The following is a 23,369-nucleotide window of genomic DNA, read 5'->3' as shown; positions in this document are numbered from 1 at the left end:
AACAATCCGCCGCTCGTGCTGGTGGTCGACGATATGGCGTCGAATCTGGGCCTCGTGGTTGACTTTCTGGAAAGCAACGACCTGTGGGTCTCGATTGCCCGTGATGGAGAAGAAGCGCTCAGGCGGGCCGAACTCGTGTGCCCGGATCTGATCTTGCTCGATGTCATGATGCCCGGCGTGGATGGCTTCGAGGTGTGTCGGAGATTGAAGGCAAATCCGCAAACCAGTGAGATTCCGGTCATTTTCATGACGTCGCTTTCCCAGACGGAGGACAAGACGTCCGGCTTCGACGTCGGCGCAGTCGACTATGTAACCAAGCCGCTGCAAATGGCGGAATTGCTCGCAAGGGTAAAAACACACCTGAAGCTGGGGCGGCTGCAAAAAGCCCTCAAAGAGCAGAACGCGCGCCTCCAGGAAGAAGTGCGCAGCCGCGAAGCCGCGCAGGAAGCGCTGATCGAGATGATCCATAGCGTTCGCAACACGTCGAATGCCATCGCTCACGATTTGCGGACCCCGTTGACCGAGTTCCGTTCGAGGATGGAGGTGATGATCCTCGACCTGAAGAAGAAGGTCGATGTCGAAACGCTGGAGCGGTTTGAAAGCGCATTGGCTGACATCGATCGTGTCATCGGCATCTTCAACGCGCTTTTGCGGCTCGCTGAAATCGATGCGGGACTGCGTAACTCCGGATTTTTGCCCAGCGACGTGGCCCATATCGTTTCGGAAGCCGTGGAGTTCTATCAGCCGCTGGCGGAACTGCGCTCTCTCACCCTGTCGCTGCATTGCCCGGACAGTCTGCCCGCGTTGGTGGACCCTTTGCTGGTCGCGCAGGCGATCGGCAATCTGATCGACAACGCACTGAAGTTTGCGCGCACACGCGTCGATGTCGCGGTACGCGACTATGACGGCGTGATCGAGGCGAGCGTGAGCGACGACGGGCCAGGCGTTCCCGATGCCGAAAAAGACAAGGTAACCGAACGGTTCTACCGCGGTGACGCCAGCCGCGGGACCCCTGGCGTGGGGTTGGGGCTGGCCCTCGTCAAAGGAGTCGCGACGTTGCATCGCGGCGAACTTCGACTCGAGGACTGCCATCCTGGGCTGACCGTAAAGTTGACGCTAGCGCGCTGAGGCCAGCGCGCCGCGTGAAGGGTCGGGCTGCGCCCGGCCGGCGCGGCTCGACGACATGGGTCGAAGGGATCTTAGACCTATGGATAATGGTTCGGATTGCGTTCGCACACTAGCATACGTTCAAGCCCTGCCGCACTGCCGCCGAATCATGAACGCGGCAGTTGAATCTGGCAGGTTGGCCGTGCCGCAAGGCACCGGCGGACGTGTGGAGAGAGTGCGAAATGCTCAATTTTGGTCGAGTGACGGTCTCTCTCGAATGCCGTCAAGTGTTCGCCGATGGCCAGCCTGTGCATATCGGCGTGCGGGCGTTCGAGATCCTGGAACTTCTCATCGGTGCCGAGGGAGGGTTGGTCACAAAGGACGAGATCATGCGTACCGTGTGGCCGAACACGATCGTCGTCGAGAATAACATTCAGGTCCACGTTTCGACGCTGCGCAAGCTGTTCGGCGGCAAGTACGGCTGGATCCGGACCGAGGCGGGCAGGGGATACCGGTTCGCGCCGCCCGCCGACGGCACGCGCGCATCGGCATGGGATGCCGTGCCCGTGCCCGTGCCCGCTTCCGTGCCGCGCAAATTGCCGTTGATTGGCCGCGAAAGCGAAACCGCGGAGCTTCGGAGCCTGATCGAGCGGGAATTGCTCGTGACGGTGGTGGGCACGGGCGGGGTCGGCAAGTCGCACCTCGCTCTGGAAGCCGCTGCAGCTCTCGCGTGTTCGCGCGGCACCAGGGCGTGTCACATCGAGCTTGCCAACCTCGCCGGACGTGAAGCGCTCGTGGCCGCGGTACTGGGTGCGCTGCGTGGTTCAGCGCAAGCCTGCGAGGGCGGCATGGGTGACGTATTGCGCGAAATCGCCGCTCGCAAGTTCGTGCTCGTGTTCGACAACGCCGAGCGATGCGCGGATGATCTTGCGGGCATTTGCGAGGCGATCGCCGCGTCGAACTCGGGGGCGTCGATGCTCGTAACGAGCCGGGAGCCCTTGCGGGTCGCCTGCGAACGCATTTATCGGGTCGGCCCGCTCGCCGTCCCCGATGCGGGGGCGAGCGACAGCGATCTTGCGACGTGCGGCGCCGTCAGGATGTTCATCGCGCGCGCGCGTGCGGTTGGGGCGGAGTTCGTCGAGGACTCGAAAACGCTAAGGGCCATTGCGAGCGTATGCCAAAGGCTCAACGGCTTGCCCCTGGGGCTGGAGCTTGCGGCCGCACGTGCTGCGTCGCTCGGCGTCAAGGGGCTCGTCGCGGATCTGGACCGATCGCTGCTGTCGCTCTCGGGCGGTTTGCGCACCGCGCATCCGAGGCAACGGACGCTGCGGGCGACCATAGAGTGGAGCTACGAGCTTCTCAGCGAGGTCGAGCGTACCGTATTGCGGCGCCTCGCCGTGTTCCCGGGTACGTTCAGGCTCGAAGCTGCCTGCGCGCTCGCTTGCTGCGAGCAACTAGGCCGCGACGCCGTGCTTGACTGCGTGGTCAGCCTCGCGTCCAGGTCGTTGCTCGTAGTACACGCGACGGGCGAGTCGAAATGCTATTCATTGCTGGAGTGGGTGCGCCTCTATGCGCTCGAAAAACTCGAGCAGGGTGGTGAGCGCGCACATGTTTGCGATCGTTACCTTTCGAATGCGGGAGCCGAAACGTCGCTGGCCGCCACCCGTCGAGCTTCACCGATGGCGCTGACGGTCGCCGCGCGGTCGCCGTATCGCGACACCTATATGGTCTAGATTAAATGGCTATTGTCTGCATCATCGATGACGACGCATTGATACGCAAGAGTCTGACGAGTCTGCTGAAGTCGGCCGGTCATACCGCCGCGCCGTTTGCTTCCGGAGAGGCGTTCCTCGCTTCCCCTCATGCCCGCCACTCTGAGTGCATTCTGCTGGACCTGAAGCTGAAGGGCGCGAATGGGCTCGAAATTCAGCGGCAACTGCTCGAACGGGGCGTCGATGCTCCGGTGATATTCATCTCGTCGCTCGGCGACGACGCGTCCGTTGGGCGGGCGCTGGAACAGGGCGCGCGTGCGTTCTTGCACAAACCCTTTTCGTCCGAAGAGATACTCGAGCTGATCGATCGTTTCACCCCGCGCCGCGTGCCCAAGGCTGGCAGCCGCCGCGACGCCGGCGAGGCATGAGCATGGGTGGAACAGGCGAGGCGCACATGATTGTCGCAGACGACACGAGCATCAACCCGCTCGAACCTGAACTTCCGTTTTCGTCTCTGGAACATCGGGCGCACCAGATGTTTCCGCGTCTTTCCGGTACCGAGATTCTTAGTGCGAGCCGCTTTGCCCGCCCCAGGTCGTTCAACGCCGGTGATTCGATTTTCCAGATGGGACACGTCGCCGATGGGCTGTTCATCCTGTTGCGCGGACGCGTGCGGATCTCTTCGCGCGACCCGCAAGGACATGCCACGCTCGTAACGGAGCACGACGAAGGGCATTTCATGGCTGAAATGGCCCAGCTCACCGGCAAGCCTTCGCTCGTGGACGCGGTCGCGTTGACCGACTGCGATACGCTCGTGCTGAGGCCCGATCAGCTACGGGCGCTGATCATCGCGGATGCCCAGCTCGGCGAGCACATCATGCGCGCGTTGATCCTGAGGCGTCTCGGGCTCATCGAGCAGGGGCTGGGTCCCGTCATCGTCGGTCATGGCGACGACACGCGGCTGCTTCGTCTGCAAGGCTTTCTGCGGCGCAACGCCTATCCGGCCGCGGTGCTCGATGCACGCAACGATGCGGACGCCGTGGGGCTGCTTGCCGGCCTCACCTCGACTCCGGACGACTTCCCGCTCGTCTTTTGTCCGGACGGATCGGTCCTGAGAGCACCGGACGAAGTGGAACTCGCCACACGGCTCGGACTCGTGCCGACCTTCTGTGCTTCGCAATGCTATGACATCGCAATCATCGGGGCCGGGCCGGCTGGTCTCGCGGCTGCGGTCTATGCGGCTACGGAAGGCCTTTGCGTCGTGGTCTTCGACCAGCGCGCCCCCGGCGGCCAGGCCGGAGCGAGCGCGCGTATCGAGAACTATCTCGGCTTTCCCACTGGAATATCGGGGCAGGCGCTCGCGGCGCGCGCGTTCCAGCAGGCGCTGAAATTCGGCGTGCACGTGGCCATTCCGAGCGCGGTCACGCGTATCGAGCGCTCGCGAGGCCGCTTCATGCTCGGGCTGTCCGATCGCCAGTGCGTTCGGGCGCGCACGGTCGTCATTGCGAGCGGCGCCGCCTATCGAAAGCCTGCTATGCCCGGATTCGACCGCTTCGAGGGTGCCGGGCTCTACTACTGGGCATCGCCGATCGAGGCGCGTCTCGTGAGAGGCCATGACGTCGTGCTGATCGGTGGCGGAAACTCGGCGGGCCAGGCGGTCGTATTCCTCGCCAACTTCGCCAAGAGCATACGCGTCCTGATACGCGGCCATAGTCTCGAAGCGACCATGTCGCGCTACCTGATCGATCGAATCGGCGCGCTCTCGAATGTCTCCATTTGCACGGGATGCACGCTTGAATCACTGGAAGCGAACGATGGGCGTCTCGCGCGCATTCGGGTTCGCCATCGGCAATCAGGAGCCGAGATCATCGAGACGCGGTATCTGTTTCTGTTCATCGGCGCCGACCCGAAAACCGACTGGCTGGCGTCGCTCGGCGTTCGACTGGACGAGCGTGGATTCGTCCTGACCGGGCGCACCGAGGCCAACAACGGGTCGGCGTGTCTCCCACTGGAGACGAACGTGCCGGGCCTTTTCGCGATCGGCGACGTGCGCTCTGGCGCGCCGAAACGGGTGGCCGCGGCGGTAGGAGACGGCGCGGCGGTCGTGAGCCAGATTCATGCGTGGCTCAGTCGAGATGCAGAGGAGAGCGAGGTTTCCTGAACGGTACGGGGAGCGCCTCGCTACGGTTCGAGCAGGCGCAAGAGGCGCAGCTCCTCGAGATCGAGTTCGGACTCGATGCGATGCAGCACGGCGTCGTCCACCTTGCCGTCACGATGGAGATCGAGCAACGCCTCGCGCGACACGCCTACCAGATCGAGTTCGGCGCGCAGAAAGCCTGCGCGGTGCGCGACCCGCTCCGCGCCCGAGGCGTGCGCGTCTTCGTTCGCCGCGACGCGGACCCGGTACTCGGCGAGCAGGCGATCGAGCGTCGCGCGGTCCAAGCCGGAGGTGCGCTTGCCGGTCTCTTCGAGCGCGGCGAGCGCCGCGCCGAACGTATGCGCTCGCGCCTCATGCTCGGACATGGTATGACGTGCGCTCGGGCGCAATTTCAGCAAGCGGATGAGCGGTGCCAGGCTCGCGCCTTGCACGACGAGCGTCGCGATGATGAGCAGGAAAGTACTGAAGACGATCAGGTCTCGGCCCGGAAAATTACCCGGCAGCGCAAGCGCGGCCGCGAGGCTGACGACGCCGCGCATGCCGGCCCAGCCGAGCACGACCGCCTCGGCGAACGACCACGGCTGGCCGCCCGCTGTCCCCGCACGGATGCGGCCCGGCAGCCAAAGCGCCGCGAATACCCACAGGAGGCGAGCGACGATCGCCGCCGCGGTCGCCGGCAACGCGACGCGCAGGCCCGCCATCAATACAGCGCCTTCGTGATTCACGCGCGCGAGTATGCCGTGCAGTGCGAGCCCAATCAGGATGAAGACGAGCGCGTCCAGCACGAACACGATCGCCTGCCAGGTCGCCTTGGCCTTGATGCGCATGTCGGCGTCAAAGACCCGATGCTGGCGGATGCCGAGCACGAGGCCACAGGTCACGACGGAAAGCACGCCTGATCCGTGCACGGCCTCGGCGACGCCATAGCTCGCCCATGCCGCCATGAAGGTCACGACGATGCCGAGCATGGGATCGTGCAGACGCGGCAGCACCCAGCACATCGCCTGGCCACAGACCAGACCGACAGCGATGCCGATTAGCGTCAGCATGAAGAACAGGCCCGTTCCACCCGCAACGGTGACCGTGGCCGCCAGCGCCGCCGAGACCGCTATCTGGTAGAGCAGCAGGCCCGAGGCGTCATTGACGAGGCTTTCTCCTTCGAGCACCGCTACGAGTCGTGCGGGCAGCGGGTTGCGCTGCAGGATCGCCTTCGCGGCAACGGCGTCGGGAGGCGAGACGATCGCACCCAGCGTGAAGCACGCGGCCCATGGCAGGCCAGGATTGAAAGCGTGCACGGTGGCGGCGACCGCGACCGTCGTGAACGTTACAGCCCCGAGCACGAGCGAGACGATCGTGCCGATTGACTGCCGGAATTCCTTCCACGCCGTGTAGAACGAGCTCGACATCAGCAGTGGCGGCATCACGGCCGCGAGCAGCAGGTCGGGGTCCATGTCGGGCACGCGCTTGCCGGCGACTGCAATCACGCAGCCGCCCGTCAGTAGCACGACCGCAGGCGGGATGGCGGCACGAGCGGCGAGCCAGGTCAGCGCGCCCGCGCCGCAGATCAGGAGCAGCAGGTATTGAAAGAGCTCGACGTTGTTCATTCGTGTACCGGCGGATCACGCAGCGTGCACGAGTGTGAGTGGCAGCCCATCACGATGATCGCTGGTCTCTTGGGGCCGCGTCGGATGCGTGAGCGCCTGGCAGCCGCCCGAACATGTGCTGGCTGCATTTGGCTTCGCGCCATGCCGCGCCCAGATGCAGGCCCGATAGCACCTGTCGTGCGAGCGGAAGTATCTGCTCGCCTGCCAGCATGCCGAGCAGGCCGAGCAGCGCGATCGTGGGCGGGGCCGGCGACTGCACGCCGATCGCAGCGTAAACGATACCGGCGAGCAAGCCGGCGCACAGCGAAAGGAAGTAGGGTTTCATGTTGCGGATCTCGTTGACTAGCATCGGGTTGCGCAGGCTCTGCGTGGAAAAGTCGTTGAAAGCGTATCGGCTTCCAGAGCCTAAGAGAAGGCCGATTAAGGTTTATTAAGGGTAAATTTTTTGAATTAGATTAATTCGATTTTTTAGTTGTTGGTTTCCCGCCTTTTCATGTCAAATGCATGCAGCTGGACGACACCCTACCAGCTCAGCGCACATTGGAATCCTCCCGATCATTGCGGCGAGGTGGATTTTTCTCCCACCGGTTCAAAGGACATTTAAATCATGAGTAATCCGAAACTTGAAGTGCTGACCCCGCAGAACAGTCAGCTGATCATCATCGATCAGCAACCGCAAATGGCTTTCGGCGTGCAGTCGATCGACCGTCAGGTGCTGAAGAACAACGTGGTCGCGCTCGCCAAGGCGGCCAAGGTCTTCAAGATTCCGACCACGATCACGACGGTCGAAACGCAAAGCTTCTCGGGTTTCACGTATCCCGAGCTGCTTGACGTATTTCCTGATCACAAGCTGCTCGAGCGCACTTCGATGAATTCGTGGGACGACCAGAAGGTCCGCGATGCGCTCGCCGCAAACGGCCGCAAGAAAGTGGTCGTGGCGGGCCTGTGGACGGAGGTCTGCAATACGACTTTCGCGCTCTGTGCAATGCTCGAAGGCGACTACGAGATCTACATGGTGGCTGATGCATCGGGCGGCACGTCCAAGGACGCGCACGACTATTCGATGCAACGCATGGTGCAGGCCGGTGTCGTGCCCGTCACGTGGCAACAGGTGATGCTCGAATGGCAGCGCGACTGGGCGCACCGCGAAACCTACGACGCGGTCATGGCGATCGCCAAGGAACACTCGGGTGCATACGGCATGGGCGTCGACTATGCGTACACGATGGTCCACAAGTCCCCGCAGCGCACGAGCGTGCAGCATGAGTTGCTCGCAGCGGTGCCTGCGAAATAAACGCGTTCGTCACGATTGCGGGAGCTGTCGCGTCGCGTTCCGTTCGAAGGCGTCGCTCACTCCCGCGTCAAAGGCTCGGACATGGCCCAGGGAGCGTGTGCCAGATGTTCAACGAGAAAGTTGATCAACACGGTAACGCGTGTGGTTCGAAGCATGCCAGGCGGCGTCATCAGGTTGACGTCGACGTCGGCGACTTTCCAGTCGCACATAACATGCTCGAGCTCGCCACGCTGCAGCGCGTCCCACACCAGATACTCGGGCTGGACCGCGAGGCCACGCCCCGCGATCAACGCCGGCACGATCGCTTCGGCATTGTTGGTGCGAATGCGCGCGTGCAGCGGCACCGTGTACTCGTCGCCCGATACCGTGTTGCGAAAGCGCCAGTATTCCGGCATTTGCAGGTTCGTGTAGACGAGGCTCTGATGGCGCTCGAAGTCGCGCGGGTGCGTCGGGCGCCCGTGCTGCTCGAGATAGGCAGGCGCTGCGACGACCGGCCTGCGCACCGCGCAGAGTCGCCTTGTCCGCAACGAGGAATCACCCAGATCGGCAATCCGGATCGCGATATCGATACCGGCGGACACGATGTCGACCAGCTCGTCGCTGAGCACGAGATCGACGTCGACGCTCGGGTAGCGCTCGAGAAAGCCAGGGAGCAAGGGTGCCAGATAGCGCAAGCCGAACGACGCAGGGGCGGCCATGCGTACGAGCCCGTGCGGCTCGAGCGCGAGAGCGGACGTTTCGCTCTCGAATATGGCGGCGTCCGTAAGCAGCTGGATCGCCCGGTCACGCAGCGACTCGCCTGTCGCCGTGAGCGACAGTTTGCGCGTCGTGCGGTACAGCAGCATTGCGCCGAGGCGTTGCTCGAGCCGGGCGATCGCTTTGGAGACTGTCGGTTTCGAGATGCCAAGCAGTTCGGCGGCTTTCGCGAACGAGCCGGTCTCGGCAACACGCGCGAAGATGGCCCAGGCTTCGAGGTCGGGTAGGTTTTTCATGTCGGCAGTCGAATCGAAGAAGGTATGACATATCTCTTCTTGAGATAAGGACCGCCAAATACTACCGGGAAATAGCGAGCCTGACCCGGCGGCTTTAACCGGAATGTGATGGCTTGCATTCCGATCTGACAGTGAGAGTGAGCGTATGGAATCGTATCTGGTGTCACTGGGTGCGGGCGTGCTGATTGGCGTGATCTACAGCGTGATCAAGGTCCGCTCGCCGGCGCCGCCGATGATCGCCCTCATCGGACTGTTGGGCATGTTGATCGGCGCCCAAGCCGTTCCATCCCTCAAGTCGTTGTTCGGCTTTTAAACGTATTGAGTCAAGCGAGGAAACGCACATGAGTGCCACCAGTACCCAACCCGATCTCATTCTTCATAACGGACAGTTCACTACACTGGACCGTTCGAATCCGGTCGCCACCGCGGTGGCGATTGCCGACGGCCGCTTCGTCGCGGTCGGCAGCGATACCGAGGTCGTGCCGCTCGCGGGCAGCGCGACGAGAGTCATCGATCTCGCTGGCCGGCCCGCGCTACCCGGCCTGATCGACAACCACCTGCATCTGATCCGCGGTGGCCTCAACTACAACATGGAGCTGCGCTGGGACGGCGTGCGCTCGCTCGCCGTCGCCATGGAGATGCTCAAGCAGCAGGTTGCGATCACGCCCGCGCCGCAATGGGTGCGCGTGGTCGGCGGCTTCACCGAGCACCAGTTCGTGGAAAAGCGCCTGCCAACGCTCGAGGAGCTCAACGCGGCGGCGCCGGATACCCCGGTGTTCATCCTGCATCTGTACGACCGCGCACTGCTCAATGCAGCCGCGCTGCGTGTGGTCGGCTATACGAAGGACACGCCGGAGCCGCCGGGAGGCAAGATCCTGCGCGACGGCGCGGGCAATCCGACCGGGCTTCTGCTCGCCAATCCGAATGCCGCGATCCTCTATGCCACGCTCGCGAAAGGCCCCAAGCTGCCGGCCGAGTATCAATACAACTCGACGCGCCATTTCATGCGCGATCTGAACCGACTTGGCGTGACCGGTGCAATTGACGCTGGCGGCGGATCACAGAACTACCCCGACGATTACGAAGTCATTCGCAAGCTGCACGACGCGGGCGAGATGACCATTCGCATCGCGTACAACCTCTTCACGCAAAAGCCGAAGGCCGAGAAAGAGGACTTCGTGAACTGGACCAGCTCGGTCAAGTATCACGACGGAACGGACTATTTCCGCCACAACGGCGCGGGCGAGATGCTCGTGTTTTCGGCGGCGGACTTCGAGGACTTCCGCGTGGCGCGCCCAGAGCTGGCGCCCGAGATGGAGGACGAACTCGAAGGCGTGGTGCGCGTGCTTGCGCAGAATCGCTGGCCGTGGCGGCTGCATGCCACCTACGACGAAACCATCAGCCGCGCGCTCGACGTGTTCGAGAAGGTCAACAAGGACATTCCGCTCGAGGGCATCAACTGGTTCTTCGATCATGCTGAAACTGTCTCCGAACGTTCAATGGACCGCATCGCGGCGCTGGGTGGCGGCATCGCGGTCCAGCACCGCATGGCCTACCAGGGCGAATACTTCGTCGAGCAATATGGCGCGCGCGCAGCCGAAGCGACCCCGCCGGTCGCGAGGATGCTGGAGAAGGGCCTGAAGGTATCCGCCGGCACCGACGCGACGCGAGTGGCGTCGTACAACCCGTGGGTGTCGCTTGCGTGGCTCGTGAGCGGCAAGACCGTTGGGGGCTTGCGCATGTATCCGCAACGCAATCTGCTCGATCGTGAAACGGCTCTGCGCATGTGGACGGAGTACGTCACGTGGTTCTCGAACGAACAGGGCAAGAAAGGCCGCATCGCGGTCGGACAACTCGCCGACCTGATGGTGCCGGACCGCGACTTCTTCAAGTGCGCCGAGGACGATATTGCCGATACGACCGCATTGCTGACGGTGGTCGGAGGCAGGATCGTCTGGGGTGCGGGCCCGTTCTCGCAGTATGACCTGCCGATTCCCCCGGCGATGCCCGACTGGTCGCCGGTGCGCGAGTATGGCGGCTACGGCGGCTGGGGCGCTACGCAGCGCAGCGGCGCACCGCTGCAAGGAGCCGCCGCGGCGGCGCTGTGCGGCTGCGCGAGTGCCTGCAACATGCACGGCCATGCACACGCACGCGCATGGAGCAGCGCGTTGCCGACCTCTGACGCGAAGGGCTTCTGGGGCGCGTTCGGCTGCTCCTGCTGGGCGTTCTGAGATGGCGACCATGACTGCCCGAAGCAATCCCGCGTGGGTTCGCGCGCTGCTTTCGCAGCCGTGGGTAGGGCCGCTCGTGCGCCTCGCGCTCGTGTCGGCGTTCCTGATCGGCGGCATCGACAAGGCGTTGAACTTCGACGCGGCGATTGCCGAGCAGGCGCATTTCGGCCTGCATCCGCCCGCCCTTTGGGCAAGCCTCGCGGTCGTGGTGGAGATCGTCGGTTCGCTGTGCGTGGTGTTGCGACGCTACACATGGATCGGCGCCGGCGGACTCGCCGTGCTGACCGTGGTCGCGATGCTGGTTGCCAACGACTTCTGGAACCAGACCGGCAACGCGCGCTTCATGGCGCTCAACAGTTTTTTCGAGCACCTCGGTCTCGTCGCGGCACTCGTGCTCGCGACCATCTCCGGCGATTCAGGAAATGCCGCGGGCAGCGATCGCGCCTGATGGCTTCAACAGTATGACGAAACAACAAGGGAATATCGTGATGAAAACCATTCGCTCGGCGTTGCTCGCCTTGATGATTGCCGGCGGTCTCGCCGCCGCGCCGGTGTCGTTCGCCAAGCCGCCGGTCATGGCGGCGGAGACCCCGGCCGTAGCCGTCGCACCGCAGTACGACACGACGCACGTATATGTCGCGCCGGAGGACTATGACCGCTTCACCGACAGCTTCGTTGCGACGTTCGGTGGCAGCAAGTCGAAGCAGGGCGTTTTCCAGGTAACGCCCACGCCCAGCCAGACGATGTCGCAACTCGTGTTTACGCCGGTGGGCACGATCTCCGTATTCGGCTTCAAGACGCCCACGCCATACCCCTTCGGCGAGGAGCGAACGGGCTACCTCGTGACCGACATGGACGCGGCCGTGAACGCTGCGCGCGCCCACGGCGCGGACGTGATCGTCGACACGTTCCCCGACCCGATCGGTCGCGACGTGGTCATCCAGTGGCCGGGCGGCCTGAACATGCAACTGTATTGGCATACGCAGGCACCGCACTACGATGCGCTGCAGAGCGTTCCCGAGAACCGCGTCTACGTGTCCCCGCAAAGCGTGCACAAGCTCGTGCACGATTTCGTCAAGTTCTCGCACGGCAAGGTGGTGTCCGATGACCTCAAGGCGCCCGGCGTCGAAATCGGCCGGCCGAACGACACCTATCGCCGCATTCGCATCGAGTCGGGCTTCGGCAAGATGACCGTGCTCGTGACGGATGGCCATCTGCCTTATCCGTTCGGCCGGGAAACCACGGGCTATGAAGTCTCGAAGCTCGACGAGACGCTGCAGAAGGCGAAGGCCGCTGGTGTGACCGTGCTCGTGCCGCCGTTCTCATCGGACGGACGCGAAGCCGCGCTGGTCCAGTTCCCTGGCGGCTACGTCGCCGAGATCCACGCCAGCGTGTCGAAATGAAATCCGAGGACACGATCCTTGCCGCGGTCGCCGGCTTCGTCGATACGTTGAGCTTCGTCGCGCTGTTCGGGTTGTTCACCGCGCACGTCACGGGCAACTTCGTGCTGATCGGCGCCGGCGTCGCGGGCTTCGGCCGGGGCGTGCTGCTCAAGCTCATCGTGTTTCCCGCATTCGTGGGCGGGGTGGTCGTGAGCAGCCTGCTGGTGCGATCGCTCTCCGAACGGTATGAGCGCCAGGGCGCGCGTCTGCTTCATGCGGTGCAGGCCGTGTTCATGTTCGGCTATTGCCTCGCCGGCGTCTGGGCGACGCCCATCACCCAGCCAGAAAGCCTCGCGGTCACGGTGGCGGGTATCGTCGGCGCGTTTGCGATGGGCGTGCAGAATGCGCACCCGAAGCTCATCAAGCGCCCCGGCGTGCCGAATACGGTGATGACGGGCAACGTCACGCAAGCCATCCTCGACATGGTTGACATGCTTTCGGCGGACACCGCCGAGAGCGTCCGCGAAGCCGCGCACGCACGATTCGCGACGATGATGCCAGCCATCGTCGCATTCGCGGTCGGGGCGATAGCCGGAGCTTTGGGCTACCGGTACACGGGCTTCTGGGCGCTGCTCGCGCCGGCGTGCGCACTAGCTGTGCTCGCCTTGACCACTGGCGAGCACGAGCGCGCCGCGTTACCGGGGCGCACCTGAGTGGCGCGCACGATTACAACCACAAGCCGGTAATGGCAAGGAAACTCATGGCATCGACTACGAAGCGCGCGCGTCGATTCGACAAGACCGCAAGCTTGACTGCTCTCGCTGGGCTATTGCTGACGGGCGGCAACTCTGCGTTCGCGGATTCGGTTGCCGCGCCCGTTGCAGATGTGAGCCTCGCGGCTGATTCTGCCAATGCGGCCAGCGGCGCCACGGCGGCTGCGTGCAACGCCAAACGTCCCATCGTCCTGTTCAATCGCTGGCAGGAAGACTGGTCGGTGCTCGCGAATCCCTGTGTTCAGCGCGAGCCGCTCGACAGCCTCAAATACATTCCGCTCGGTGGCAATCCGTCGTCGTATCTGTCGCTCGGCGTGAACCTGCGCGAGCGCCTCGAAAGCAATAACGCGCCGCTGTTCGGCATCGGCACTCAGTCGGACACGTATCTGATCCAGCGCATCCAGGTTCATGCCGACGCGCATCTTGCCGATCACTGGCAATTCTTCGTGCAACTCGTGGACGCGCGCGCATTTGGCAAGAACGTGGTGACGCCCGTGGACAAGAATCCGCTGGATCTCGAGCAGGCGTTCGTGACCTACACGGGCGCACTCGGCGGCGGCACGTTCAAGTTCCGTGTTGGCCGGCAGGAAATGGCGTTCGACTTGCAGCGTTTCGTTTCAGTACGCGATGGTCCGAACGTGCGCCAGGCTTTCGATGCAGTGTGGGCCGACTACGAATACCAGAAGTGGCGCTTCATTGCTTACGCGACACAGCCCGTGCAGAATCGCAACGCGACGGTCTTCGACGACATATCGAATCGCGATCTCACGTTCAGCGGCGTGCGCTTCGAACGCCAGTCGGTGGGTCCGGGCGATCTGTCCGGCTACTGGTCGCGCTATAACCGTACCAACGCGCGATACCTCGACGCGAGCGGCCCCGAGCATCGTGACGTTTGGGACCTGCGCTATACCGGCACGCACGGCCGCTTCGACTGGGATATCGAAGGCATGCTGCAAACGGGAACGGTCGGCAACAGCACGATCGGCGCGTGGGCGATCGGTTCGATTGCGGGCTACAAGCTCGACATGCCATGGTCGCCCCGCATCGGACTGCAGGTCGACGCGGCTTCGGGCGACCGGCATCCGCACGATGGCCGGGTCGAAACGTTCAATCCGCTGTTTCCGAACGGGTATTACTTCACGCTCGCCGGCTACACCGGATACACGAACCTGATTCACGTCAAGCCGTCCATCACGCTCAAACCGACCGCGAATCTCGCACTACTCGGCGCGCTGGGCTTCCAGTGGCGCGAGACGACCGGCGACGCCGTGTATCAGCAGGCTAGCCAGATCGTGCCTGGCACTGCGGGCAAAGGCAGCCTGTGGACGGGCATGTACGTGCAGTTGCGCGCTGACTGGACGATAGCGGCCAACCTGATCGGTTCGATCGAAGCAGTGCACTTCCAGGTCGGCAACACGATACGCCAAGCGGGTGGACATAACGCCGACTACGCCGGTGTGGAACTCAAATACGGGTGGTAGGGCTCGCATCCGCTCCTGGTGGAGCGCGTATGAAGTGAATCCTCCATCACGCGCTTCAGAACGTTTAACCACAATTAAGCCAATCGCATTTGCAAACGTTGAGACTGGCATGCATGCTGGATCGCCTGCACCCGTCCCGCGCGTTCAGCTCGCCGGCGGCCGGGAGAAATTGAGCAGGCGATAGGTGGGCGATGATGGCGGAAAGCGAACAGTATCCTTCTGATGACGGCATCGTTTGGGACGAAGTCCAATATGCGCAGACAAAACCGTGCTTCCTCGGATCGTCTGGGAACATAGCGGAGTTCAGTCTTCTCGAGGCTCGCACCGGGACGCAGTGGCGAGCACGCCAAACCACCTGGGCGTTCGGCGAGCGGTGTCGTCAGTTCGAACACGAGTACGATCTGCGAAGCCGGCTCGCACCGGAGTGGGCCGTGACGCCGAGCGCGCTGATCCGCGCCGGCGACGGGCCGGTGCTGCTCTACCCCGAGCCCTTCGGTATCACGCTCGACCAATTCGCGAACGGTAGCCTGTCGATTTCAGAGGTACTGCAAATCGCTCGCGGCATGGCTCAGGCTCTTGCGCAACTGCACGCCCGCGCGCTCGTGCATGGTGACGTGCAACTCGTTAATTTCGTGCGGACCGTGGATGGCCGCGTTCGGATCCGTTCGTTTCTGACCACGCGCTCGCCCCACGAGAACCTGCCGCTCGACGAGCATCTCGGTACCGTTGCAGCGCCGTATGCCGCGCCCGAGTGTACGCGTGCCGAGAAAAGATTCGCTGACGAGCGCAGCGACCTCTACTCGCTCGGAGTCGCGATCTTCCGCCTGCTCACAGGAACGTTCCCTTTCAACGCGAGTTCCGCGGAGGAGTGGCTTCACGCGCACGTCGCCATGCAGCCGGCGCCTTCGTGGCAGTTTCGCGCCGACGCTCCGGCCATGTTCGACGAGCTGATTGCAAGGCTGCTTGCCAAGGAAGCTGGCGACCGGTATCAGACGGCAGAATCGCTGTGCCAGGATCTGATTCACATGCAGGCGGAGTGGGACGCGTCTCGCGCGATCGCCCGCTTCGAGATCGCCCGTGGCGAGCGGCTCATGCACATCGAGAGCGAGACGTCGCTCGTCGGCAGACAAACCGAGGCCTCGCAGCTTGCCCATGCCTATGGCGCGGTGTTGCAATCAGCAGAGGCGCGGATCGTGCTGATCGAAGGGGCGCCTGGCGTAGGCAAAACCATGCTCACTGCGGATCTCAGGAAGCGTCTGCTGCCGTCGTCGTTCTGGTCTTCGGGCAAGGCGAGCCAGTATCAGTCTCCACCTCCGTATGGCCCGGTCGTGCAGGCTTTGAAGTCGTTGTGCATGAACGTGATCGGCAAGGGTGGCGCCGCGCTCGCGGAGTGGAGCGCACGATTGAACGCTTGCGCGGGCGATTACCTGGATGTGCTAGTGCGGCTCGTCCCCGAGGTGGAACTCGTGGCGGGGCCGGGCAGCGCCGACACCGAGCCAGGCGCGGACACGCCGGCTCGGCGCATTCAGCTTGCGCTCGTGCATGCATTTGGCGCGTTCGCGTCGGTAGGGGCTCCGTTGGTGCTGTTGCTCGATGACCTGCAATGGGCCGACGAAGCAACGCTTGCGTTCGTCGAGACCGTCGCCGCCGAACGGCCCGCGAATATGCTTCTCGTCCTTGCGTGGCGTAGCGAAGACCCTGCCCGGAACAGCCCGTTCGGCGATTTCGTCGAGCGTGTCAAAGCTCGAAGCTCGCTCGCCATCACACTCGGGCCAATGTCGGCAAAGGACGTGGCGCAACTCATCGGCGTGCTCATCGACGAGCCGCCTGCGCGCGTCGAGCGTCTCGCACGCATCGTCCGGGCGAAGACGGGGGGAAATCCATTCCATGTCCGCCAGATCATGCGGGCGCTCTTTGACGAGCGGCTCGTCAGGTTCGACGGCACGAAACGCGAATGGATCTGGGACGAAGGAAGCATCGAGGCGCTGCGGCAAACGGACAGCATCATCGAACTGGTGACGGCCAGGCTTGAACGTCTGTCGCCTGAGGTACGGAAGGTTCTGGAGTGGCTTGCCTGCATGGGCATCCAGAGCGATGAAGCACTGCTAGGGCGCGTGTGCGGTCTACCCCTGGCGGAGCTTCGCCGGCGGCTCGATGTGGCTCGCCGCGCGGGACTCGTCGAAGCGCGCGATGACGGCTGGTCCTTCGTGCACGACCGCGTGCACGAAGCTTCGTATGCCTTGCTGGATCTTCGCGCGCGGCCCGGGCGACATGCGGCCATCGGGATGGCGATGATCGGTCTGCATAGCGATCGCGTCGATCAGATCGCACTCGACATCGCCACGCAGATCGAGCTTGCCCGCGACGCATCGCTGAGCGGCGCGCAGGCCGACGCATTTGCGGGCGTGCTCGTCGAGGCCGCCATGCGGGCGATTGTGGCGGCGGCGCGCGATCGCGCGCTGGCGTATCTCTCGCGCGCCGCCGAGCTGCTTGGCGAGACGCGCTGGACCAACCGTTACGAACTGGCGCTGAGGATCGCGGTGCTGCGCTGCGAGAGCCTGCTCGCGCTTGGGCGTCTCGACGCCGCTGCGCAGGAGATCGACGTGCTGATGGCGCAGACGCGCTCGAACGTGGATCATGCGCAGGCGCATCGCCTCAAGGCGGCTTTGCTCACGGTGCGCTCGGACTACGCGGGCGCAGTGAACGTCGCGCTTGCAGGCCTCGCGCGCCTGGGCGTGCATCTGCCGGTGCGTCCATCGGACGATGATCTGAACGCAGCGCGAGATGCGCTCAGGGCAGAACTCGGTGAGCGGCAGATTGGCGATCTCGTGCGTCTGCCCAGAATGGAAGACCCACGCATCGAGGCCGTGATGGCCTTGCTGACGGCGCTGGAAGCCGCGATGTTCGAGCCGAGCGGCCTCGCGCTGCTGTATTGCGCGACCGTGGTGCAACTGACGTTGCGCCACGGCGTGACGGGCGCTTCCGTGCAGGGCTTGGCGTGGTATGGCGTCTACGTCGCGCAGACCTGGGGAGACTATGACGAGGGTCTCGAATACGCGAAGGTCGCGCTCGCCCTGGTGAATCACCATGGCTTCGAACGCTACCGGGCCCCGGCATTGATCGCGCTCGATCAGGTGGCGGTCTGGACCCAGCCGCTGTCGTGGGTGCTGGCGCGGGCCCGCGAAGCCAAGGCGGCGGGCAACCTGAGTGCCGAGTTGCGCTGGATGTGCTACAGCTGCAACCACATCGTGGCGGACCTGATCGCCATCGGCGAAGCGCTACCGAAGATTCACGAAGAGCTGGCGCCGCTGCTGGCGGCGGCGCGCGGCACGGCCTATCGGGACATCGTCGATCTGCTGGCGACGCAGGCGGAATTCGTCATCTCGCTGTGGCACGGCAATGGCCCGCGAATCGGCTCATGGCTGGCGCCAGACGGCGCCGGTCCGGCTACCGCGGCCGATAAGCCGCCGCGCATGCCGGTGCTGACCTTCTGGACGCTCGTGTTGCGGGGCCAATCCGGGTTTCTGCTTGGAGACCTGCAGGCGGCCGGGGACGCTTTGCGTGACGCGGCGGCGTTTGCGTGGTCGTCCCCGGCGCATATCCTGCTCTCGGACTTCAGGCTCTATGGCGCGCTCACGCTCGTCTATGGGAACTCGCGGCAAACCGGCGACGCGTCGTTACAAGCTGCACTCAAGGACCATCTCGATCAGTTCTCCGTCTGGGCCGCGTTGAACCCCGGCACGTTTCAGAACAAGCTCGCGCTGCTCGAAGCGGAGCGTGAACGCATCGCGGGCAATCACGTAGAGGCCATGAGGCGCTACGAAGCGTCGGCCAGCGCCGCCGCGGCGGCGGGTTTCGTTCACGAACAGGCGCTTGCGCACGAGCTTGCGGGACGCCATGCCGCAGGCCTCGAACTGTTTGGCGTGGCACGGCATCATCTGCGGATTGCGTACGCGTGCTACAGACGCTGGGGGGCCCTGGCAAAAGCCGCCCAACTCGAGAAGGACTACGCATTTCTCGCCATCGACGACGTCACCACGCCGCGTTTGCTTCCCGCTCACGGCAAGGACGACCTCGATTTCATGGTCGCGATGCGCACGGCCCAGTCGCTTTCAGAAGAGATCATTCTCGAACGGCTGATTCAGAATCTGATGAAGAACATGATCGTGCATGCGGGAGCCCGATACGGCCTGCTGCTGCTCATGCGCCACGGCAAACTGCAAATCGAAGCGACGGGCCGGGTAGTGGAAAGCGAAGTTCTCGTCGATATCGGCTCCGCGACACCGACCGATCAGCACATTCCGCTCTCGATACTGAACACCGTAGTGCACACGAAAAAGCCGCTGGTGTTCGACGACGCACCGCAGGAGGGGGCGGGTGCACACTCGGAAAGCTTCAGCATTCATCCGGCCCGCTCGGTATTCTGTCAGCCGCTCATGAAGCAAGGAATCCTGATCGGTGTGCTGTATCTCGAGAATTCCCTGATGCATAGCGTATTCACGCCCGGCAAGATCGCCATGCTCGAAGTGCTGGCGCCACAAGCGGCGAATTCGCTCGAAGCGGCACGGTTGTATGCGGAACTCGTGGAAGAGAATGCGCGCCGGCAGGAGACCGAGGCTGCGTTGGGCCGCACTCGGGCGGACTTGGCGCGGGCCGCGCATTTGACGGTGCTGGGAGAAATGGCGGCCTCGGTTGCGCACGAAATCAATCAGCCGCTCACCAGCATTATCTCGAGCGTCGGTGCTGGCGTTCGCTGGCTCAATGGCAGTAGTCCCGATTTCAAGGAGGCGGTGCTCGCAAGCCTCGAGGACGTCCGGGCTGCTGGTCTGCGAGCGGCCGACATCGTGCGCTCCCTGCGATCGCTGGCAAAGCAGGAGCCGGCGACCCTTGCGCCTGTCGCGATTGACGACGTGCTGCGCGAGATGCTGAAGCTGACCGGGATGGAAATCGACACGAAGGGTGTCGTGCTGCACGCCGAGTTCGATGCCGGCAGCGTAGAGGTGCTCGCCGATCGAACCCAGGTTCAGCAGGTAGTGCTGAATCTGATTACGAATGCGCTGGACGCGATGGACGGCGCGAAACATGCGCGTGAGCTCACGGTGGCGTCACAGCGGGACGGCAACTGGGTGATCGTGACCATTGCCGATACAGGAACCGGCATCGCCGAGGACATCGCCGAACGCATTTTCGAGCCCTTCTTTACGACCAAGGAGCGCGGCATGGGGATGGGGCTCGCCATCTGCAGATCGATCATGGAAGCACACGGCGGCTCGCTTCACGCTCACGGCCGTGCTTCGGGCGGTTCGTCATTCGTGTTCAAGCTGCCGCTCGCATCTTCCGGCTAGCGGGCACGACGCGCGGCACAGGCATGCATGAGGCTCCGGGGCGATTGGCGCGATCAGCCGCTGATTCGCGTGTCGTGCGGCTTGATACCCAGCGCTTCGGCCTTGCGAACGAGGTCGGGGACCGAGCGTGCTTCCATTTTTCGCATCACTTGAGCGCGGTGCACTTTCACGGTGACTTCATGAATGTTCATGGCCGCCGCGATCTGCTTGTTCATCATGCCGGCGATGACGAATCCCATGACCTCGCGTTCCCTGGCGGTTAGCAATTCAAACGTTGCCTTGAGTGCAGCAAGCTCACGTTGCGCATCGAGACGCCGCGCGTCGACCTGCAGCGCCTCGGTGACGGCGTCGATCATCTCCTGATCGTGGTACGGCTTCATGAGGAAATTGACGGCGCCGCGTTTCATCGCCTTGACCGACATCTGCACATCGCCATGGCCAGTCATGAAGAGGATCGGGATCGCGATGCCGGAGCGGTCGGCTTGCTCCTGGAACGCGAGGCCGCTCTCGCCTCGTAGACGAACGTCGAGAACCAGGCAGCTGGGGACGTGAGGGCGCTCAAACTCGAGGAACTCGCGCGACGACGCAAACAATTCGACCTGCAGGCCAACGGAGCGCAGCAGCGAGCCCAGCGAGCGCCGAAGTAGTTCGTCGTCGTCCACCACATAGACGATGGAGGTGCTCGCATTGGCGATAGAGCCATCCGGCGAGCGCGAGACGTTCACGCCTTCCATTCCTGTTGCCTTCCTAAAGGTTCGGTCGAGTATTTGAGGGCCACCGTTACTCAGCATTCGTCAGATCGCTTAAGTCCGCCATTGACGACTTTTAAGGCGCCGCCGCGAATAATGGCCACATGCTACTACTGCGTCGCGCCAGCGCGCCAGTCGTTCAAATACGCGCGATTTCGAAAGCGGGCGGCATCGCCTGGAACGGAGCATAGTCATGAGGATCGAAGACACGCCGCCGAGGTTCACGGGTGATGCCAGCATATCGGATTTCGGGAGCTATCTGGCAGCTACTCCAAACCCGGTTCGCAAAAAACGCGCGGAAAATTGGAACTACGTAACCGGACTGCTCATCCTCGCCGTCGGCATATTGTCACTTGCACAAACGCGGATCGAACTGGATGCAGCGAGCCCCAGTTCGTCCGCAATGTGTGCGGTCGTCGTTGCGAAACTGATATGGATCTGCATTGGGAGTCTCGCAATCTCGGGAAAGCGAAGCTGTCGAGGTGTCTTCGCGTTTCTCTGCTGCGCAAGCGTGCTCGCGGTCGGGCCAGCGCTCCCTTCTGTCTTTTCGATATCCAGACCGCTCTTCTGGCTGTTGCTCACGGAATGTGCAATTAGGGCGCTGTGTCTGGCCGCATTGCTGTGCAATCGCATTTCGCCGCCGCTGTTCTGCCATGACACGCTGAGCGGGCGTGAGCGCGCTCCCGCGGAAGCTCAAGCCGCCAGGTTCTCAAGCACCGGGTAATCCGTGAGACCGTTCGCGCCGCCGCCGAACAGCGTCTCCCGATGATGTTGCGCGAGCGGCGCGCCGACGCGCAAACGCTGCACGAGTTCGGGACTGACGACGAACGGTCGGCCGGAGGCGATGAGGTCGGGCCAGTCCGACTCGACGGCGCCGCGCGCGTTCGCCTGTGTATTTGCCGGTGTAGATCAGCACGCCTGGATAAGCAGCGCGCAACTTGTGCTTGAACTTGAGCGGCATGTGAGGGGCGTAGTCCCCGTCGGCTTCCACGATATGAATGTACGTCACGCGAATCCCGCCTGGCAGCCTCGGCGCCGCAAGATGATCCGTTTCCATCCGCCGGGAGGCCCACGCTTGATGTGGATCCCTATCTCGTCGCGATGCAGCATATATCGAAAATCCATTGGTTTCGCGGCGGCAACCGGTTGCATCAGACTTTGTTGTTGTTTGGTAGCGCGTCGTGCGACGGTGGAATGCGCCTCAGCGGGAATTTTCGTCGCAGACTTTGATGTGCGCAGATACCCTTATCGGCGCGCAACAATCCGGGCGTGTACAAAGCCTTGCATCGGAGGGGCCGGGCATGGCTGCTCACGTTTAACCATGAGCATCGATCATGGCGTCCCGGTGCGTCTTATAACGCCGCAGGGAAAGAATCAACTTGCCACCGAGTTCGGGAGGCTATCCTCTCTTTTCGCCGGACGGGGCGATGGTCTACTTCATGACGGCGCCATGTACGACGTCCTCAGCGATTCACGCGGTGCCGTCGGCGGGTGACCCCCAGCGTTACGTGACCAGCGGCAACTCGTTGTCCGTTGTTCGGCGCGGCAAGTACGCGGGCGCTCTGATGGTAACGCAGCACCGATACATGAACGGCCCGCGGTTCCTGGAATCCGCAACTGCTTGTCTCTCTCGCCGGGAAGAAGGTAAGGTCGTCGGAGAGGGCCCCAACGCACTGCAAAGCGTCGAAGCTAAGCACCAGTACTTACCACGGAAAACACGAGCCAAGGCATAGAAGCGGGCAAACTGCCCGGATGGAGGTTGCTGGTGTCAATGGTCGGGTTCGCGCTTAGCCTTGTGATCCTGACGCTCGTCTCTTTTCCGCAGGGTGTTATCGCGCTCGTGCTTCGCACGCGTATGGAAGAGTCACAGCAGTTCGAGCAACTTCAACAAACGGGAAGTATTGCGGATGTTCCGGCACTCGAGGCGTTGACCGCGAGTCCGCGAGGCGTTTTCACGGTTTTTGGCCTATCGCTAACTTCGCTCATGTCGTTCTATCTGACGTTCACCTACCTGTCGACCTATTTCCAACGTCAGGGAGTGATGTCCGGCATGGCAGCCGCATGGTCCACGACTGGCGCTCTATCATTGGGAATGCTCGTGATCCCGTTCTGGGGGCGCGTGTCGGACCGTGTGGGACGGCGCCCGCTGTTGATTTCGGTTTGCGTCGCGAACCTGCTGCTTGCATATCCAGCATTCGAGGCGATGTCGCATTCCGTTGCTGCTGCGGTCATCGTCCAGATCATACTCGGACAGTTCGAGGCAATTTACATGGGCGTGATGCTCGCTACATACTGCGAGCAGTTCCCGGCGCGCGTGCGCGCAAGTGGCTTCAATCTCGGGTACAACCTCGCGTCGGTTTTGGCGGGGGGCACTGCGCCGTATCTGGCAACATGGCTGATCTCGGCAACGGGCGATGCAAAGGCACCCGCCTGGATGCTGACGATCGCCGCGCTCCTTTCTTTGGTGACCGCGCTGTCGCTGAGTGAAACGGCGCGGCGACCTTTATCAATGGCCTAGCCGTGTCACCGGGCGGAGATGGA

The 23,369-nt window shown here is 63.2% G+C and carries 17 protein-coding genes and 1 pseudogene; 13 read left to right on the top strand and 5 right to left on the bottom strand.

Going from position 1 to position 23,369, the window contains the following annotated elements; all coding sequences use genetic code 11:
• Nucleotides 1-15: 15 nt before the first annotated feature.
• The 4 genes from AB3X89_RS05265 (at nucleotide 16) to AB3X89_RS05250 (ending at nucleotide 4,980) form a co-directional block, all read left to right on the top strand.
• A complete protein-coding gene (locus tag AB3X89_RS05265; protein WP_368582189.1) occupies nucleotides 16-1,128 on the top strand; it encodes a response regulator in 1,113 nt (370 codons plus the stop codon).
• Between the two features lie 221 nt (nucleotides 1,129-1,349).
• Nucleotides 1,350-2,840 carry a winged helix-turn-helix domain-containing protein gene (locus AB3X89_RS05260; protein ID WP_368582188.1) on the top strand — a complete coding sequence of 497 codons (1,491 nt, stop codon included), beginning with the start codon at nucleotides 1,350-1,352 and terminating at the stop codon, nucleotides 2,838-2,840.
• Nucleotides 2,841-2,845: 5 nt separating this feature from the next.
• The gene (locus tag AB3X89_RS05255; protein WP_368582187.1) at nucleotides 2,846-3,247 is read left to right on the top strand and encodes a response regulator transcription factor; all 402 of its coding nucleotides are present in this window, start codon (nucleotides 2,846-2,848) and stop codon (nucleotides 3,245-3,247) included.
• Between the two features lie 26 nt (nucleotides 3,248-3,273).
• Nucleotides 3,274-4,980, top strand: a complete 1,707-nt coding sequence (locus tag AB3X89_RS05250) for an FAD-dependent oxidoreductase (protein WP_368582186.1) — start codon at nucleotides 3,274-3,276, stop codon at nucleotides 4,978-4,980.
• Between the two features lie 20 nt (nucleotides 4,981-5,000).
• Here the strand turns inward: AB3X89_RS05250 and AB3X89_RS05245 are convergent, their stop codons facing one another.
• Both AB3X89_RS05245 and AB3X89_RS05240 read right to left on the bottom strand, forming a co-directional pair.
• Entirely contained in the window at nucleotides 5,001-6,581 is a 1,581-nt protein-coding gene (locus AB3X89_RS05245; protein WP_368582185.1) for a Na+/H+ antiporter, read from the bottom strand.
• Nucleotides 6,582-6,630: 49 nt separating this feature from the next.
• Entirely contained in the window at nucleotides 6,631-6,906 is a 276-nt protein-coding gene (locus AB3X89_RS05240) for a DUF1427 family protein (RefSeq protein WP_368582184.1), read from the bottom strand.
• A 282-nt stretch (nucleotides 6,907-7,188) separates the two neighbouring features.
• Here AB3X89_RS05240 and AB3X89_RS05235 point away from each other — a divergent pair, with 282 nt between their 5' ends.
• A complete protein-coding gene (locus tag AB3X89_RS05235; protein ID WP_368582183.1) occupies nucleotides 7,189-7,875 on the top strand; it encodes a hydrolase in 687 nt (228 codons plus the stop codon).
• 56 nt (nucleotides 7,876-7,931) lie between these two features.
• Here the strand turns inward: AB3X89_RS05235 and AB3X89_RS05230 are convergent, their stop codons facing one another.
• Nucleotides 7,932-8,867 carry a LysR family transcriptional regulator gene (locus AB3X89_RS05230; RefSeq protein ID WP_368582182.1) on the bottom strand — a complete coding sequence of 312 codons (936 nt, stop codon included), beginning with the start codon at nucleotides 8,865-8,867 and terminating at the stop codon, nucleotides 7,932-7,934.
• Between the two features lie 145 nt (nucleotides 8,868-9,012).
• Between AB3X89_RS05230 and AB3X89_RS05225 the strand changes: the two genes are divergently transcribed.
• From AB3X89_RS05225 to AB3X89_RS05195, 7 genes are all read left to right on the top strand, one after another.
• Nucleotides 9,013-9,180: a DUF1427 family protein gene (locus AB3X89_RS05225; protein WP_368582181.1), complete on the top strand. Its 168-nt coding sequence runs from the start codon at nucleotides 9,013-9,015 to the stop codon at nucleotides 9,178-9,180.
• Between the two features lie 28 nt (nucleotides 9,181-9,208).
• Complete coding sequence (locus tag AB3X89_RS05220; RefSeq protein WP_368582180.1) at nucleotides 9,209-11,098, top strand: amidohydrolase; 1,890 nt, start codon at nucleotides 9,209-9,211, stop codon at nucleotides 11,096-11,098.
• A 1-nt stretch (nucleotide 11,099) separates the two neighbouring features.
• Nucleotides 11,100-11,546 carry a DoxX family protein gene (locus AB3X89_RS05215; RefSeq protein ID WP_368582179.1) on the top strand — a complete coding sequence of 149 codons (447 nt, stop codon included), beginning with the start codon at nucleotides 11,100-11,102 and terminating at the stop codon, nucleotides 11,544-11,546.
• A gap of 40 nt (nucleotides 11,547-11,586) precedes the next feature.
• Nucleotides 11,587-12,501: a glyoxalase gene (locus AB3X89_RS05210; RefSeq protein ID WP_368582178.1), complete on the top strand. Its 915-nt coding sequence runs from the start codon at nucleotides 11,587-11,589 to the stop codon at nucleotides 12,499-12,501.
• The gene (locus tag AB3X89_RS05205; protein WP_368582177.1) at nucleotides 12,498-13,193 is read left to right on the top strand and encodes a YoaK family protein; all 696 of its coding nucleotides are present in this window, start codon (nucleotides 12,498-12,500) and stop codon (nucleotides 13,191-13,193) included. The genes AB3X89_RS05210 and AB3X89_RS05205 overlap by 4 nt, the downstream gene beginning before the upstream one ends.
• 47 nt (nucleotides 13,194-13,240) lie before the next feature.
• Nucleotides 13,241-14,734 (top strand): alginate export family protein, encoded by a 1,494-nt coding sequence (locus AB3X89_RS05200; protein WP_368582176.1) that lies wholly within the window; start codon nucleotides 13,241-13,243, stop codon nucleotides 14,732-14,734.
• A gap of 431 nt (nucleotides 14,735-15,165) precedes the next feature.
• A complete protein-coding gene (locus tag AB3X89_RS05195) occupies nucleotides 15,166-20,079 on the top strand; it encodes an ATP-binding protein (protein ID WP_368582175.1) in 4,914 nt (1,637 codons plus the stop codon).
• Nucleotides 20,080-20,132: 53 nt separating this feature from the next.
• Here AB3X89_RS05195 and AB3X89_RS05190 read toward each other — a convergent pair whose 3' ends face one another.
• Together AB3X89_RS05190 and AB3X89_RS05185 are read right to left on the bottom strand one after the other, a co-directional pair.
• Nucleotides 20,133-20,813, bottom strand: coding sequence for a response regulator transcription factor (locus tag AB3X89_RS05190; RefSeq protein WP_368582174.1), 681 nt, complete (start codon nucleotides 20,811-20,813; stop codon nucleotides 20,133-20,135).
• A gap of 708 nt (nucleotides 20,814-21,521) precedes the next feature.
• Nucleotides 21,522-21,882: pseudogene (locus AB3X89_RS05185) on the bottom strand (alkene reductase); the annotation flags it as partial.
• A gap of 717 nt (nucleotides 21,883-22,599) precedes the next feature.
• Here AB3X89_RS05185 and AB3X89_RS05180 point away from each other — a divergent pair.
• A complete protein-coding gene (locus AB3X89_RS05180) occupies nucleotides 22,600-23,346 on the top strand; it encodes an MFS transporter (RefSeq protein ID WP_368582228.1) in 747 nt (248 codons plus the stop codon).
• The last annotated feature ends 23 nt before the right edge of the window (nucleotides 23,347-23,369 follow it).

Source organism: Paraburkholderia sp. BR14320, assembly GCF_040948665.1.
In the GTDB taxonomy this organism is placed as follows: Bacteria; Pseudomonadota; Gammaproteobacteria; order Burkholderiales; family Burkholderiaceae; genus Paraburkholderia; species Paraburkholderia youngii.
This window is presented reverse-complemented; position numbering and strand designations above follow the sequence as displayed.